2 protein-coding genes are annotated in these 17884 nt (G+C 45.6%); both read right to left on the bottom strand.

The features are described from left to right. Positions 1–46: 46 nt before the first annotated feature. On the bottom strand, positions 47–10786 hold the full coding sequence (locus NSS87_RS27395; protein ID WP_339243559.1) for an amino acid adenylation domain-containing protein: 10740 nt from the start codon (positions 10784–10786) through the stop codon (positions 47–49). Between the two features lie 26 nt (positions 10787–10812). Then, on the bottom strand, positions 10813–17883 hold the full coding sequence (locus tag NSS87_RS27400) for an amino acid adenylation domain-containing protein (protein WP_339243561.1): 7071 nt from the start codon (positions 17881–17883) through the stop codon (positions 10813–10815). Between the last annotated feature and the right edge of the window lies 1 nt (position 17884).

The raw sequence follows: 17884 nt of genomic DNA on the forward strand, positions 1-17884 counted from the left end.
CCTTTTGAATATCATTCATTCCTTACTGACCTCCTTCTACAATAAATTAGGAGTATATCTCTTCAGCCGGAGAGTGGATATCCACTTCCTGAATATAACAATCAGGAGCCTCTGCCATGGTTCGAAGAACCCGCATATATTGGTTGGCCATATTGACTACGGTCTCTTCGCGGAAAAGCGAAGTTCTATAATTGAAGCTAAAGTACAATTGATCGCTTATTTCCCCGGCGAACAGTGCCAGGTCAAACTTGGTTAACCCTGAACGTGTATCCAGCCTTTGAACGGCAAGCCCATTCATCACCGGATCTGCTCCTGGATCCGCCAAGCTCTGGAGCTCGAATAAGGTATCAAACAATGGATTTCGGGATGCTTCTCGTGCAAGCTTCAGATCACTGATCATATGCTCGAAAGGGAAATCCAGATGGTTAAATGCAGACAACGTCTCCTCGTTCAACTCTCTAAGGAAGGTTCTGAAGGTCTTCTTCCCTTGCGGACGGCTGCGAATAGCAGCTGTATTCACCAACATGCCCACCATGGAGCTTAAATCGCCATGACTTCTACCAGATACGCCACAACCGACAATAACATCCTCGCTATCCACATACTTGGACAACCAAATATGATAACAAGCAGCCAGCACATTGTTCAGGGTAGTTCCTTCCGTTATGGAAAGCTTCTTCAGGGCTTCACTCAATTCAGGCTCTGCTTCAAAGCAGACGTCCCTGCCTTCATACGTTCTAGTTACAGAGCGAGGGTAGTCGGTCGGGAGATCTTTAGAGGGAAGAACACCTGAAAACATCTTCATCCAATAGCTCTTTTGCTCACTGTACATCTCGGACTGTAGAAAGTTCTCCTGCCATACAGAGAAATCCTTATACTGCACTTCCAGCTTCGAAAGGCCTGTTCCGTTGTACAGCGCAGTTAAGTCGCGAAGCAGAACAGATATTGAGGTTCCGTCTGAAACAATATGGTGCATGTCAAGGAACAATACATTTCTCTGCTCATGAATGTTAAGCAGAACGGCTCGGAATAAAGGAGCACGAGTCACATCAAAGAATCTACTATACGATTTCAGTGCTTTTTCCAGACTAACCTCAGGGATTTTTCGATACCCCATGCGAAATGGAACTTCGGAATGAACCTGCTGTACAATCTTGCCTTGATTCAGATGAAAGGAGGTTCTTAACGGCTCATGCCTTGCAATCAACTGCTCCAAGGCCTGTTCTAACCGGGTACGATCCAGAACGCCGTCAAGCATAAGCGCTACAGGCATGTTATAGACCGTGCTGCTCTCCTGCATCTGGTTCAGTACAAACATCCGTTTTTGCGCTGAGGAAGCAGGGTACAATCCGCTAGCTTCCAGTGATACTACAACTCTTGCCAAGGTCTCCCGCTGCTCTTTTTCAAGTAAGCTTGCAAGCTCCCGGATGGTTGGATAATGGAACAATTCAGCAATAGCCACCTTAATGCCCATTTGCTTATGAATTTCGGACACCAGCGAGATCGCCCGGATCGAATCGCCCCCGAGTTCGAAGAAATTATCCGAGGCATTCACCCCCGTCTTCCCTAGAACCTTATTCCATACCTCTGCCAGACTGCGTTCACACTCATTCTGGAAAGTTGTATCCTCATTTCCTCGCTTGGAGGTGAACTTAGGGGCAGGCAATGCTGCAATATCCGTTTTCCCATTAGACGTCAGTGGGAACTGCTCCAGATGAATAAAAGCGGCTGGAAGCATGTAATCTGGAAGACGACAGGATAGATGCTTCCGCAATTCTCGTTCTTCTACCTTTCCCTCGCCGATAATATAAGCACACAAGTATAACTTGCCTTCATCATCCTTTCTACCGATAACAAGCGCTTGGGTTACCTCTTCATGACGGAGCAGCTCGTTCTCGATTTCATCGGTCTCAATCCGGTAGCCGCGAATTTTGATTTGACGATCTATTCTTCCGATGTAGCAAAGGTTTCCGTCTGGCAGCCACTTCACCAAATCCCCTGTCTTATACATGCGTTTTTCAGGAAAATAAGGATTGGAAATGAACTTCTCTGCGTTCAGCTCCGGTCGATTCAAGTAACCGACAGCCAAGCCTGTACCTGAAATACATAGCTCCCCTTCCATACCTGCTGGCATCAGAAGATGATCCTTGCCAAGTACGTAGATCTCCGTGTTTGCAATCGGCTTACCAATATATACAGGTCTATCCGGCTGCAAATTTCTAAAGAAGGTTGTTGCCACGCTATTCTCCGTAGGTCCGTATTCATTCATCAACTCTGTGTGTGGGAGCAGCCGTTTGCTCTCTTCAATCACGTGTTTCGTAATCTGTTCACCCGCCAATGTCACTTGATTTAGCGAATGCAGACGCTCCGCTTCACAGCATTCGAGAAGAGCCAGATACAGGCTAGGCACTGCTATAAAATGAGTTACATGGTAATCAGAAATACTGTCCGCGATAACAAACGGATCCTTAGCATCACTATCAGACAGTAGAACCACTCGACTTCCCGAGATAAGTGGAGTGAATAGACTCGTCAAGAAGCCATCGAATGAGAAAGAAAATAACTGAAGCACAGTGTCCGAGATCCCGAGTGCATAAGCCTCACGGCGCCATTGCAGCGTATTGGCTATACTCCGCTGAGTAACGGCCACTCCTTTTGGTCTTCCCGTCGTACCCGAAGTGTAGATGACATAAGCTAGGTCATCTGGTGATTTCTTCAAAGGCAATGTTCCCTCGTCCTGATGCTCCACCGGATTTTCAAAATTAATCACCGTACCTGAGAAACTAATCTTCTTGCTTCCTTGTTCATTAGTTAGCAGCCACTTGGCTCCGCAATCCTCCAGCATGAAAGAGATTCTTTCCTGCGGGTAATCAGGATCAAGAGGTACATAAGCCCCTCCAGCTTTCCATATCGCTAGAATTCCGATAACCATCTCGATCGAACGATCCAGCATCACAGCAACCGTAGCTGAAGGTTGAATACCCAAGCTGACAAACCCTCTTGCCATTTGCTCTGCACGCTCGTTTAGCGCTCCGTAGGTGATCTGTGAGTCGCCATGGACTAATGCGATCTGCTCGGGGTTCGATACTGCCTGCTCTTCAAACAACAGGAGCAAAGTATTATTTTCCTCGTATTCAACCGCAGTGTTGTTGTAGCCGAACAAGAGCGCCTCTTTTTCAGCTCCATTCACCATCTCAAGCATGGAGATACTGGCATGAGGACAGCTACACAACTGGCTCAACATCTCAGTAAAGTAACGACTAAGTCTTTTTACCGTCTCTAGCTTGAATAGTTGGCGACTATAATCCCATTTCAGTGAGATCCCGCCAGCTACCTCTTCCACAGCCACTAGTGTAAGATCCGTCTTGGCACTACCAGCACTGTTCTGAATAGGTGTGCATACGGTATCTCCAAACTGAAGTCGGCCTGTCTCGGTATTCTCATAGATGAACATGGCGTCAAATAGTGGATTACGGCTAGCATCAGGCTTTACATCGAGTGCATGAACTAAATGATCGAAAGGATAGTCCTGATTTTCAAAAGCATTCAGTGTAGTCATTTTGATCTCTTGTAGAAATTGCTTTCCTGTTTTATCGAAAGCTGGATTTCCTCGAATGACCAAGGTTTGAGCGAACATACCTACCGTATCGTGGATATCACCCTCTGTTCTTCCCGCTGCCACGGTCCCTACAAGTAGATCTTGTTCTCCAGTAATCTTGGCTAACATGATTTGAAAAGCGGCCATTAAGACCATATAGGATGTCGTACCTGTCTCTCGACTGAGTGCTCCGATCCTTCCGAACAATTCCTCATTCAATGTGGCCGTCAAGCTGGCACCTTCAAAGGAACGAACAGCTGGTCTCGGAAAATCCACTGGCAAGTTCAACACCGGAATATCACCCTGAAGTTGCTCTATCCAGTAGTTCTCTTGAGCCTTCATACTTTCAGAGCGGATGAACTGCTGCTGCCAGACTGCATAATCCTTATACTGGCGCCACACTGGTGGTAGTAATTCCCCACGATAGAGCTGCATCCACTCTTTAAAAAGAATCGCTATTGAGCTGCCATCGCTTATGCTGTGATGCATATCGAGCATGAGCAGATACCTTCCGGTAGACAGTGTTCCGATTCCGCAACGTACCAAAGGTCCTTTGGTAAGCTCAAAGGGACGAATAAAGCTTCCAATCATCTCCTCTGATTGCTCTTCTGTCCCTTGGTAATGTTCAAGTGGAATCTTCTGCTCTGGCAGAATCCGTTGAGCCACCGTCCCCTCTACCTCTTCAAATACAGTACGTAAAGCTTCATGACGATTCGTTAACTCCTGAAGACTTTCTCCCAGTCTTGCAAGGTCTAGCTCCCCATCCAGGTATACCGCAAAGGGGATATTGTAGCCGATACTATCCGGTTCTCTCATGGATGAAGCGTAGATCCGCTGCTGTGCAGAAGATGCCGGGTACAACACCTGAAACTCTGCCACTGGAACAACCCGTTCTAAGTTAGGCTGCGCCAGGTTCATATTCTCTGATAATTGTCTAACCGTCGGACCTGAAAATAATTTTGAAAGTGGCAAATGAAGCTGAAATCGCTGCTGTATTTTGGCTAAAAGGACCATCGCCTTCAGCGAATGTCCGCCAAGCCTGAAGAAATCATCATGCACACCGATACTCTGAACACCCAGTACTTCCTTCCAGAGTTGCAGTAGCAGCTCTTCTTGTGTATTCGCTGGTCCTTCAAAGAGTTGATCGCCCGCTTCTAATAATCCGTACATTGGCTCAGGCAGAGCCCGAGTATTCACCTTGCCATTTGAGGTTAAAGGCAGTGCATCCATAAAGATGAAATGGGCTGGAATCATATATTCCGGCAATCTTTGACTTAAGTAATGGCGGATATCCGTCGGCTTAAGCAATTCGTCAGTAACCAGATACGCGCATAATTGCTTGTTTCCTATACCGTTGTCCTTGGCGAGCACTACCCCCTCTTGCACTCCAGCCAACTGTAGCAGCACTGCCTCTATTTCCCCTGGCTCTATACGAAATCCACGAATTTTTACCTGTTGATCTATTCTGCCGTGGAACTCTATCGATCCGTCCGGAAGCCAGCGGCCCAAATCCCCCGTCTTATACATCGTGCAGCCTTCCAGATATGCATGCTCTACAAATTTATCTGCGGTCATCTCCGGTTGATTCAGATAGCCGAGCGATAAGCCATCACCGGAAATCATAATTTCCCCGAGCGCACCTATAGGCTGCAATTGATGGTAACGATCCACAATGAACACTTGGGTATTGGAGACCGGTCTGCCGATCGGAAGGGTCCCCGAATTTGAAAGAGCCTTTACTTCCTGGTAAGTAGCGAACACCGTGCTTTCCGTTGGACCATAAACATGAATCAGCTTATCATCACCAAAGGTATCGAGTGCTTTACGAACATGATTCACAGAAACGCGTTCCCCTCCGAAGAGGACTTTCCTTACCTGAGACAAAGCTTCAACGTTCACATCCACGACGGTGTTGAATAATGCGGTGGTAATAAACAGTAGCGAAATGCGTTCGTTCTCGATCATCTTCGTCCATTCCGTGATATCCGAAATCGACTCCTTGTCAATTAGCACCAGCTTAGCACCATTTAAAAGAGCGCCGAAGATATCAAAGGTAGATCCGTCGAAAGCATAATTGGACAATTGCAGCAGTGCGTCATCTTCAGTAATTTTGATATAGTTAGTATTCCTTACTATGCGAATAATGCCGGAATGACTGCTTATCGTTCCTTTCGGCTTGCCGGTAGATCCTGAAGTGTACATCACATAGGCTGGAGAGGAGGAATCTATCTGACAAGGAAAAGGTATGAATGATTCGTTAACCTGAAGCGCATGCAGACCATCGAGCCAGATCACTTCACGCAGAACTTCTCTCGTTGTTTCATGAACTTTTGTTACTAATAAGCTTTGGGTTAAAAGTACCTGAATCCGTGCATCCTCAATAATGGTGCCGATACGTTCTTGTGAATACTCTGGATCTATAGGTACGTAGGCTCCGCCTGCTTTCAATATTCCTAAGATCCCAATGATCATTTCAAATGAACGTTCCACCATCAGCCCCACTCTATGACCTGGGCCAACACCTTGAGTTCGAAGCAGATAAGCCAACCTTCCAGACTGCTGATTTAGCTCCTCATATGTCATTTGCTCTTCACCAGAGACTAGGGCAACATGTGTAGGAAACTTTGCCACCTGCTCCTCAAATAACTGTGGAACCGTTAGATCTCTTGGATAGTCCGTCCAGGTATCGTTAAATTCCTGAACAATGACTGCTCTCTCTTCCTCGCTCATCAGCTGCAGTTCTTTTATTGGGGCATCTGTCTTCCGAGTCATCTCCCGTATAATATTCAAATAGTGCTCTGTAAAACGCCGTATCGTCTCCTGGTGGAACAAATCAGTTCCATACTCCCATCGGAAAACAATTTCATCCATACGCTCCTCGGCAAACACCGTCATATCAAACTTGGCTATCTTATAATCAAAAGGATAGTAAGACAGCTTGGCATGGCCCAGTTCAATCTGCGGAACATCCATATTCTCCAGAATAAACATGGTATCAAAGATCGGATTCCTGCTTTTTTCTCTTCGTACTTGAAGCACATCCAGCAGCTCGTCGAAAGGGTAATGCTGATTCTCGAATACATCCAACGAACGTTCCTTGATTTCTTTCAGGAAATCAAAAACGGTCTTGTCACCTTCCGGATAATTTCTGTGCGCTACCGTATTCACGAACATGCCCATCGTCCGTTCCAAATCCGCATGTGGCCTTCCCATGGAGACTGAACCGACAATAATATCCTCTTGCCCCGTGTATTTTGATAAAAGAATGTTATAGGCTGCCAGCAAGACCATAAATAAAGTGGCACCCGTTTCTCTAGACAACCGCCGAATATCATCGACAACCGCTCCATTCAAGGTAAAATCAATAAAGTCACCTTTGAAGCTTTGTATAGCTGGCCTTGGAAAATCACTTGGCAGATTCAAGACGGGAAGATCGTCCTGAAGTTGTTCCTTCCAGAATTTCTCCTGTTTACCGCGCTCCTCCACTCCTTCTGAACTCAATCTCCACTCAGTGTAATCCTTGTACTGGATAGTAGCTTCTTCTATAGAATAACCAGCATAAAGATCCATCAGTTCCTGAAATAAAATCGCTGTGGAGATGCCATCAGAAGCAATATGATGAATGTCCATCAGTAGCAGCTGTCTTCCATCCTCAACCCGAACTGTCTGTGCTCTGAGCATCGGAGCCCTGTCTAAGGCAAACGGAGTAATAAACTCATCAATTAATGAAGCAACAGAATCTCTATCTCCTGTAATATCCGGGACTTCAAAAGAGAACTCCTGATGCACTTGCTGCATTAGCCCTTCCTCCGTCATAAGATAAGACGTCCGCAGAATTTCATGCCGTCCGATAATATCTTTCATGGCCTGCTGCAACCGTACGCGATCCAGCTCCCCATCCACGATCCATATATTCGGCATATTATAGGTGGTCGATTGATCATCCAGCTGACTTAAGGCGTAAATTCTTTGCTGCATTGGTGACGCCGAGTACATCACCCGTGACTCAGCTGCCGGGATTGGTAGCTGTACTCGCTGGATCGCCCCTCCCATCCAATCCGCAAGACCTGCTATAGTGGAAGTGACGAATAGTTGTTTAAGTGGCACCTCGATACTAAGCTCCTTTTGAATTCGAGATACAAGCACCATGGCCTTAAGCGAATGACCTCCCAGTAAGAAGAAATCATCTTGAATACCTACACGTTCTATATTCAAGACCTCTTGCCAGATATAAGTCAGCTTGCTCTCTAGCTTATTGCGTGGAGCTTTATAGATGTTGTATAAGAAAGCACCTGCTTCCGGTTCGGGAAGCTCCTTCTTGTTAACTTTACCGTTAGGAGTTACAGGTAAGGTAGCCAGCTCCATGAAATAGGTCGGGATCATAAAATCAGGTAATAATTGAGTCAGGAAAGCTCTCAACTCTGCTGGTTTCAGACCTGAATCTGTTACATAATAAGCGCAGAGTAAATTTTGTCCGCTGGAATCCTGACGGCCAATCACGACCGCATCTGTGATGTCCTTATGCTGCTGTATCTGATATGCCACCTCTGCGGGTTCTACTCGGTAGCCTCTTATTTTTATCTGATCATCTATCCGTCCTAGGTAAGCAATAGAGCCATCTGGCAGCACTCTACCTCTGTCACCTGTACGGTATAATCGTTCTTCACATCCTGATAAAGACAGGATTAGAAACTTACTGCTATTCAAATCCTCACGGTTTATATACCCTTTGCCTACTCCATTTCCAGCAATGCAGATTTCTCCGGCTAAACCCGTCGGCATCAGATGATTGTTCTTATCCACAATGTAGATTCTAGTATTATCGATAGGTTTGCCAATCGTAGGCATCTGACTAAATCGCTCTAATCCATCTCGTTCCATCCAATGAGCAATACTGCCGATTGTAGCTTCTGTAGGGCCATAATGATTCATTACTCGAATGTTACTGCTAAGCTGGAAAGTCCGTTCCACGTCCCTCACATGAATCGGTTCACCGCCAAGTACTAGCACTCTCAAGGATGGGAAGAACAGATTCTCAGCCTCTGTTTCGTTTTGCAAGGTGCTGTAAAGTGTTGGTGTCATTTTTAAGAAGGTAAGATTATGAACTCTACCATATTCAAGAAGCCGCTGTGGAGATGCATATAACTCTTTATCCAGTAAATGAAGTTCGCACCCACTTACCATTGCTGAGAAAAGAGCGGTATATCCGAGGTCAAAGGCAAAGGAAGAGGTTAAGGCCGTCTTATCACTGGAACGAAGCTCTGCTGTACGCTGGAACCAGATCAAGTAATTCACAAGATTATGGTGAGCAATCGCGACTCCTTTAGGAACTCCCGTTGTTCCACTGGTATAGATCACATACACCGTATCCGTTGGATCATTATCCGGCCATTGGATCTCCGCACCATTCTCCATTTGATTGCTATCTAGATACAACGTTTCTACCGGAAGTTCCTCTGCCCGAAGATTGCCCTCTTGTGTAATTAACAGCCTTGCTTCACTATCTTTTAGCATATAAGCTTGCCGTTCTGCCGAGAATTCAGGATCTATCGGTACATATCCAGCTCCCGCTTTTAACACACCCCAGATTGCTACGATCATCTCTAGCGAAGGCTCTGCCATAATCCCTATAATATCTTCGGGGCCTATCGCCCATTCTCTGAGCTCACGAGCGAGCGTATTCGATTTTCCATCCAGCTCAGCGTAGGTCAACTTGCTTTCGCCATATACGAGTGCAACGTTATCCGGATTCTGAATAGCCTGTTGCTTAAGCCACTGTGTAAGGGTCCCTGGCTGTTCCAAAGCAGAATACTCTGTTCCCTTTGCCGATCCTGAAGTAGCAGCATCTGTACCTGATAGCAGCATCAATTCGCTGATTCTCATATCCGTCCGATCCAGAAGACTTTCGGCAATTAATTCGATATGTCTTTGAATGCCCTCTATAAAATCCTGATCATATACCTTGGTGTTGTAACCCAAACGTATGGAGATTTCTCCACTAGGAACGATTACAACATTGAAGTGATAGTTGGTCTGTTCGAAGACCTGCACTTGGCTTAATACAAAGCCAAGATCACGTTCATTTTTTAATTGAATCCCTTCTTCTAACGGGTAATTCTCAAAGACAAGCACATGGTCCAGAAGCTCCCGCTTGAGTAACGAAGCGTTCTGAATTTCAGGTAAAGCTACAAATTCATTCCCTGAAGAAAGTGCTACATGATCTCTTACCGTTTCTAGCAATTCTGCAAAAGTAGTCTGATCATTTCTGCGAATACGAACCGGAATGGAATTGATGAACATGCCGACCATCTGCTCAATCCCGCTCACCTCTGGTGGACGCCCAGAGACCACCGAGCCAAACACTACATCATCTACATTATTATATTTCTGTAGTACAATGCCCCAGATCATATGCAGCATCGTACTGAGCGTAACACCACTCTTTCGGGCTAAGGCCTCTAATCTCTCGGTCAACGCCCGGTTTACGGTAAAGTTCACTTCTGAGAGCGAGTAGGCTTCACCTTCGACATTATCCAGCTTCCATGCAGGAACTCCCGCACGCTGCTCATATCCCGACAAATAATGGTTCCAATAATCCATCGCTGAATCTTTATCCTGCTTCTCTAACCACTGAATATAGTTAGAGAACGGCAACACCTGCCGAGTTCTTATCGGTCTGTTTCTTTTAAGCTGCCGATACATACGTCTGAAATCCCGTAGTAGCAAGCCCACACTCCAGCCATCAAGTATGATATGGTGAAACGTCCATATGACATCGACTCGGCGGTCGCTCCGCTCAATAACCGTCAACCTGACAGGAGCATCCAGCGTTAAATCGAACGGCTGACTTCTGTCCGATGCTTTATATTGTTCTATAAATTCAGATTGTGCTGTCTCATCCAACCCGATAACCTGTTCTGTACGAATACTCTGCACCCGCTGCTTCAGCACGACCTGCACCGCTTTTTTCACATTCTTGTGAATGAACACGGTACGTAGAGCCTCGTATTTCTCAACGATTAGTGCGATCGTCTTTTCAAAGATACGTGGATTAAATTCGCCTTGCAGACTAAAATGAAATTGCTCTAGGTAGACGCTGGAAGCTGGATGCATTAAATGATGGAAGAGCATTCCCTCCTGCATAGGTGTCAGAAAATAAATATCCTTAATATCCGCCTTTGTATACATTTGCCTCTACCCCTAAACATTCGTTTTTAATTGCCGATGGATTCAAAGATCTCGCCAAGCAGTTCAAAATCAATTTGACCAGATGAGCAATCACTCGGCGTCAATTCCCCTTCTCTCCGGTTCTGACAATGCTCAATGATTGCCAGTAAGCTACGTCTGTAGGCCTCAGCGAATGCTTGTATTACAGCTGGTTCTAAGGTTTCCCTATTATAGTGACAGACCATTTCAAGGCAGCCGCCGCTGATTACACCTTCCAAGGCTATCGCATGATTATGGTTAAATTCCGGGTGCACTTCCTGTCCTCTATAGAGATTCGATACACTGAATAACTCATTTTCGTTATCCATTTGCCCCATAAAGTTAAAGCTAATCACTGGCGGCGATATCTCACCAAGTCCTTGTCTATGCTCTGTGCTCAAGTATTTCAATACACCGTATCCGATACCATTATGTGGCACGGCCCTCAGCGTTTCTTTAGTTCGTCTGATGGAGTCTCCAATGTCATCGGGATCGATAAGCTCCAGCAGCAATGGATACACAGAGGTAAACCATCCTACTGTTCTAGTCACATCCGTATCAACAAACAATTCTTCGCGTCCATGACTTTCTATTGTAATTTTGATGGCCCGGCGTCCAATCCAATCTTTAACCGCTAAGCTCACTGCACACAGCAGTAAATCGTTAATTTCCGTGTTATAACTGAGATGGGTATCCTTCAGCAACGCCTCCGTCTGTTCACGGGTAAATAGCAAGGTAACACTGCTGGATTGGTTAACCAAATGGGTGGAGGTTAGACCAGGATACAGCGGTTCTTCTTCCCAGGTGGTGATTCTATTCCAGAAATCAAGCTCCTTAAGCAGCTCTTTGCTTTGATTGTACTGATTCATTTGTTCCGCCCAATAGAAGAATGAATCAGTCGATTCTGGAAGCTGAATTTTCGTATCATGCTCTGCCGTTATTAACTGAGTATAGATATTTCTGAAATCCTCAAGAAGGATTCTCCATGACACCCCATCTACTATAAGGTGATGAATAGCAATTAGAAGGTAATCACCCTCAGTTCTTCTGAATATCCCTAGCTTTACAAGTGGCCCATGTTCTATATTTAATCCCGCTTGAAGCGTATCCGCCTCTTCGCTCATCCTCTGTTCGGGATGTTCTTCTTCTCGTATGTCATACACATTTACTGAAAATCCACCTTCGATGATAGAATCTTGGATTATAGCCTCAAACTCAAACTGCCCTTCTGTGGTTCTTCTGAATTTGGTTCGCAGACCCTCATGTACACTGGACAGAAGATCAAAACTCCGTTCAACGCATTCAGGGCTAAAGCCTTCTTGATGGAAGAGAAGCACGGATTGGTTGAAATGATGGCGTACCCTTTCTGGATTCTGAAACAGCCAGTTCTGGATTGGTGTTAGCACAGCCGACTCCAGTTTCACCTTATCTCCTCCCCGCACAGATTTGGTCCTCACGAACGGTGCGATTCGGCGAATCGTATTTTGCTGAAGAATGTGCTTCACTTCCAGTTGCAAGCCATATTTGTGTAAACGAGAGGCCACCTGAATGGCTTTGATCGAATCTCCACCCAAGCTATAGAAGTGATCTTCTATCCCCGCAGTCTCATCGAGTACATCTTTCCATACTTCGACCAGAATCCGTTCCATGGTATTCGTAGGTGGTAACTTAATCATATTCGTAGCTTTTTCCGTCACCTTTTGTGCAAGCTGCTTTTTGTCTATTTTCCCGTTAGGAGTAAGCGGTAAGCTCTCCAATAAGACAAGCTGTGCAGGAACCATATATTCAGGCAATTGTTCTCTTAACTGCTCCCTGATCGATTCTTCAACGACACCAGGGTGAACTGGGATACAATATCCATATAATTCGTTGCCCCCGTTATTTCCCTTCTTACTGATCACCACAGCTTCTCTAATCTCAGGGTTAAGCAGCAGCTTCGCCTCAATCTCACCAAGCTCAATCCGATAGCCACGAACTTTGATTTGATCGTCTAACCGCCCTTTATATTCAACATTGCCATCTGTCAGCCAACGGCCCCGATCTCCGGTTAGATACATTTTTCTACCGGGATGAAAAGGATCGTCCACAAACTTCTGGTTAGTTAACATTTCATTATGCAAATAACCTCTAGCGATTCCTGTACCCGCGATAGCAATTTCACCTTCCACGCCTACCGGCTGTAATCTGAAATAAGGATCTATGATGTAAATGGAGGTATTATCAATGGGCTTACCGATAGGGATCTTCCCGCTGCTCTCCTCTACCTGAAAGCTAGTGGCTACAACCGTATGCTCTGTTGGACCGTAATTGTTAACTAGTTTATAACGTTGCGGAATAAACGACTTCAGAGTATCTCCTCCAGTTAGTAGTAAGCGTAGGGATTGATTCTGAAGCGACATAAAAGGCTCGCAGATCGGCGTAGGCAGGAAACTAACCGTAATTCCATTTAAATTCATATATTCATTTAATCGATGGACATCTTTGCGAAGATTCTCCTGAACGAGGTGAAGCTCGGCTCCGCATAAAAGGGAGGGGAAGATCTCCCATGCCGCTGCATCGAATCCAAATCCGGCAAACTGAGTCGTCCGGTCCTGCTCATTTAGTGCAAAAGCCCGGTGATGCCAATGACATAATTGGACCAGTGAGCGATGCTCTATCATAACCCCTTTAGGCATCCCTGTAGACCCGGAGGTATAGATGATATAAGCCAGATCATCCGGTCCGCTCAAGGATTCCAAATCCTCGGCTCCGTAATCCAGACACCATTCCATATGATCTATATCCAGCATTTCTATAGCATAATCATCTGTAGCTGGGAATTGGCTTTGTGTCAACAGGATCTCTGCACCACTATTGTGAAGCATATAAGAAATGCGCTCCGCTGGATAATCAGGATCAATAGGAAGATAAGCTGCTCCACTCTTCAGAATGGCTAGGATTGCTGCAATCATATGCACTGATGGACGGGACATCACAGCGGCAATGCTGTCTTTTCCCAGACCTTTGCTTATTAGTGCCCTTGCCAAGCGATTGGATTGTTCATTTAGCTCTCGGTATGTCAAACGTTCCGTGCCGCAGATCACAGCGGTCTGCTCCGGGGTTTTCCCCGATTGGCACATAAACCATTCATAAGCTGTTATTTCTTCAGGAAACGCTACGGATTCAGTATTGAAGATGCTCAGAAGCTGCTCCCTCTCCGGTATAGTAATCATCTCGAACTCTGAAATAGAGTCATCCAGTCTGGTCACCAGCTGTTCCAATAGCTGTAAGTAATGCTCGTTCATTCGCTCCACCGTCTCTTGTCTGAACGCGGAGGTGAGGTACTCCCATTTCAAAGAGAGCTCTTTGCCTTGCTCCGTTACGATCAGAGCTAACTTAAACCGGGATACAGGGTCTTGGAATGAATAAGGAATGCCTTGGGCACTTCCAAGACGCAAGTCTGGCAGTTCCAGATTCTCCATCGAAAACAAAATATCAAATAATGGATTCCGTTCATGGCTGCGAGAGAACTCTAGCTGCCCAACCAGCTTCTCAAAGGGATACAAGCTATGTTCAGAAGCCGCCAGTACCTGTTGCTTGACTGCTTCCAGAAGTTCTCTTCCCGTTTGTGTACCGTACTGGCGTAGCCGTAAGGGTAAGGTATTCACAAACATTCCTACAACGGATGACATCTCCGAATGACTTCTTCCGTTGTTTACCGTACCGACGATCATGTCCTCTTGACCGCTGTATCTGGATAATAAGAGCTGAAAGGCCCCTAACATTACCATATAGGGTGTTGTTCCGCTGCGGCCTGCCGCTTCCTTCACCTTGTCAGCTAATTTTCGGGTTAAGGGTAGTGTCAAATGGTCTCCTGCGGTTTGGGAATAAGGTCTTTCTGAGTAATCGATGGGCAATTGCAGAATCGGCAGCTCCCCTTCGAATAATTTCAGCCAATACTGTTCTGCTCTTCTGCCGTCCTCCATACACCGCTGTTTCTCTAACCAGTTTGAGCAATCCTTATACTGTATTCTTGCAGGAGTCGCGACCAACTCTCCATTGTATATAGCATTAAGTTGTCTCAGTAGAAGTCCGGTGGATATCCCGTCGCAGACTGAATGATGAATATCCATTAATAGAAGCCCGCGTGAGGGTCCAAGCCCCTTCCATAAAGCCCGAAATAATGGAGCATGGTGCAGATCAAAAGGAGCGATAAAAGCTTGTATCGTCTCCTCGGCAGATTGTTGAGTGTCAGCGATCTTAAGACTCAATACTGCTTGTTCATGCACATTCTGCCGAAGACCGTCTTCCTCCAGGCTAAAAGAGGTGCGGAGCGACTCATGGCAGCGGATCAGCTCATTTAAAGCCATCTCGAGTCTGCTTAAATCCAGCTCTCCATGGATCTCAATAGCCATTGGCAAGTTGTAAGGAGTACTCTCTGGGTGAGCCTGTGAGAGTGTATAAATCCTCTGCTGCGCTGAAGAAGCAGGATAAGAGGCTTGCTCAGCTACCTTATCCATCGATGTGGATATCGTCTTGTCGCTCTGCTCGATAAAAGATGCCAAAGCACGAATATTCTTTAAGCGGAGCAGGTCAGCCAAGGTGATGCGAATCTCATAATGCTCTTGAATAGCGCTTATGATCTCCGCAGCCTTCAACGAATGGCCACCTAATAGGAGAAAATCATCCTGTACGCCTATCCGATCTGTTCTAAGCACCTGCTGCCATAATAGTGTTAACTCAAATTCTAGTGGTTTTGATGGAGCTATATATAGATTATTATCATTTATTTCAGTTGTTATAAGAATAAGCCTCTTCCGATCAATCTTCCCACTAGCATTTAAGGGGAATGACGAATCCACTTGGATGAACTGCTGGGGGAGCATATAATCTGGAAGCTTACTCAGTACATATTGTTGTAATTCAGAGGTAGAAATTTTACTTTCGAGTACTAAGTATGCAGCAAGATATTTCTGACCCACTTCGTTATTCTTATCGAGGACGGCTGCATTCTTAACAGCTGGATGTTGCAGCAGCACAGTTTCAATCTCCTCGGTCTCAATCCGGATACCTCTAATCTTCACCTGATGATCAATGCGTCCGATATATTCTACATTTCCGTCAGGAAGCCATTTGGCAAGGTCACCTGTCTTATAAATCCACTCGCCAGATTGAAAAGGATGTGGAACCAATTTTTCTCTGGTGACTTCCGGCAAATTCAAGTAACCGCGAGTTAATCCAATGCCTCCTATACACAGCTCCCCTGCAATGCCAATAGGCTGTGGATTCTGATCAGGATCGATAATATAGAGTTGGAAATTAGCGATCGGTTTTCCGATAGGAACCGCTTTGAGCTTGCTTGCCGCAAGCTCTTTCGGCTTCTTCCAATAGGTTGCACAGATAGATGATTCGGTGGGTCCATAGCCATTTATATATTGAACTTGCTCCCCCCACTGTTCCAATAAAGCAGGTGTAGAAGCCGAGCCAACTACAAAAAGATGTCTTAACGTATGTATGCGTTCAGGATGCAGGGATGCTGCATAAGCAGGTGGAAGTGTTGCAGTATTTACTTCATAATCATTTAAATATCGTTCAAATTGAATGAAATTATAGATGATGTCCCGGGGTGGGATATAAAGTGTTCCTCCCGACGTCAGTGCCTGCAACCATTCCCAAATAGATGCGTCAAACGATACATTAGCGAACTGTACTACACGTTTGGGCACATCCAGAGGGAACTCAGAGGCATACATCGTTGCCAGATTAACCAACCCTCGGTGTTCAATCATTACACCTTTGGGTTTACCGGTTGTTCCCGAAGTGAAAATAATATAAGCCAAATCCTCAAGCTTTCCCACATGCTCCGGCTTCTTGCTGCTGATGTTCTCCCATGATATCGTTACAAGCTCCAATCCTTTGTCGGTACGAATCATTTGTTTACCAGTATCGAAGTATACACAGCTCTTCAGGTCAGTCACCGCTGCCTGCTGCTCACACATTAATGCATGTTTTTGACAGGACAGTAGAGTTTCAATCCCTGAACTCTCGATGATATCAGTGATTCGATCTTGAGGTAAGCCAACGTGAATCGGTACAAAAGCACCTCCGCTCTTAAGGACCGCTAGGGAAGCAATTATGTGCTCAGAACTACTCTCCATCAATAAGCCAATCCGGGTCACCCGTCCCGTCTGCTTCTCACTTGCCAGAAAATTCGCCCATCGGTTCGCTTGTTCATCTAGATCACGATAAGAAATTTGACCGCCTTCGTGAACAATTGCCGGATGTTCTGCTGCAAGTTTGACCTGCTCTTCAAACAGCTCATGAATCGATTGTTGTACTGGAAGAAGGGTGTCCGTTGCATTGAAGTCGATCAGAATGCGGCGTTTTTCTAAGGTGGAGAGCATTTCAATAGAAGCAATAGGGGTAAATGGCTGCCGGATGGCATTAGTCGCCATTCTGCTTAGATGACGGGACAGGCTGCGGATAGAAGCGCTGCGGAGGGCTGTCTTGCTATAAATCAAGCGCAGCGATAGATCATTATCACCTACAACGATATTCAGCGCCAGATCATAAGGAGTGAATGTACATAATGTCCTGCTCTCATAGATTGCAGAATGACCTATAGCATAGCTGTTCGACCGTGTTTCTCTTATCCATTCCGCAGTCCGCTCCATAAAAGCTTCAGCAGCATACCGCGGATTCTCCCTCGCATGATTCTCAGTTTGTTCCCAGGCTTCTATAAAAGATTGTCCCGAATCTACCGTGCATGGGATCGGCTGTATCTCATGATGACCGGTGGAGCATTCGTAATTAATAAGGAAATTCTTCTCGCCAGTATACCGATATAACACCATCGCATACAGGGTCATTATCCCTGAATATATCGAAAAACCGTGTGTATGTGCCAACTTACGGAAAGCGGTAAATGTTCGACTTGAAAATGTGAAATCCACATAGCCCAGAGAATCCTCATTCTTAACTGCTTGGCTGTTTAGTGGACTTCCCCATGAGAGATCTAGCTTCATATTCTCATCCTCATACCGTTCAAGCCATACCGGATCAGAGGATTTGGACAATTGATTAATGGGTGTTGTCGACATT

Source organism: Paenibacillus sp. FSL F4-0243 (genome assembly GCF_037963295.1).
In the GTDB taxonomy this organism is placed as follows: domain Bacteria; phylum Bacillota; class Bacilli; order Paenibacillales; family Paenibacillaceae; genus Paenibacillus_AQ.

Bases quoted from the DNA above. Each gene is read 5' to 3' on its own strand.
- NSS87_RS27400 (WP_339243561.1), bottom strand. From the start codon at position 17,883: ATGTCGACAACACCCATTAATCAATTGTCCAAATCCTCTGATCCGGTA.
- NSS87_RS27395 (WP_339243559.1), bottom strand. From the start codon at position 10,786: ATGTATACAAAGGCGGATATTAAGGATATTTATTTTCTGACACCTATG.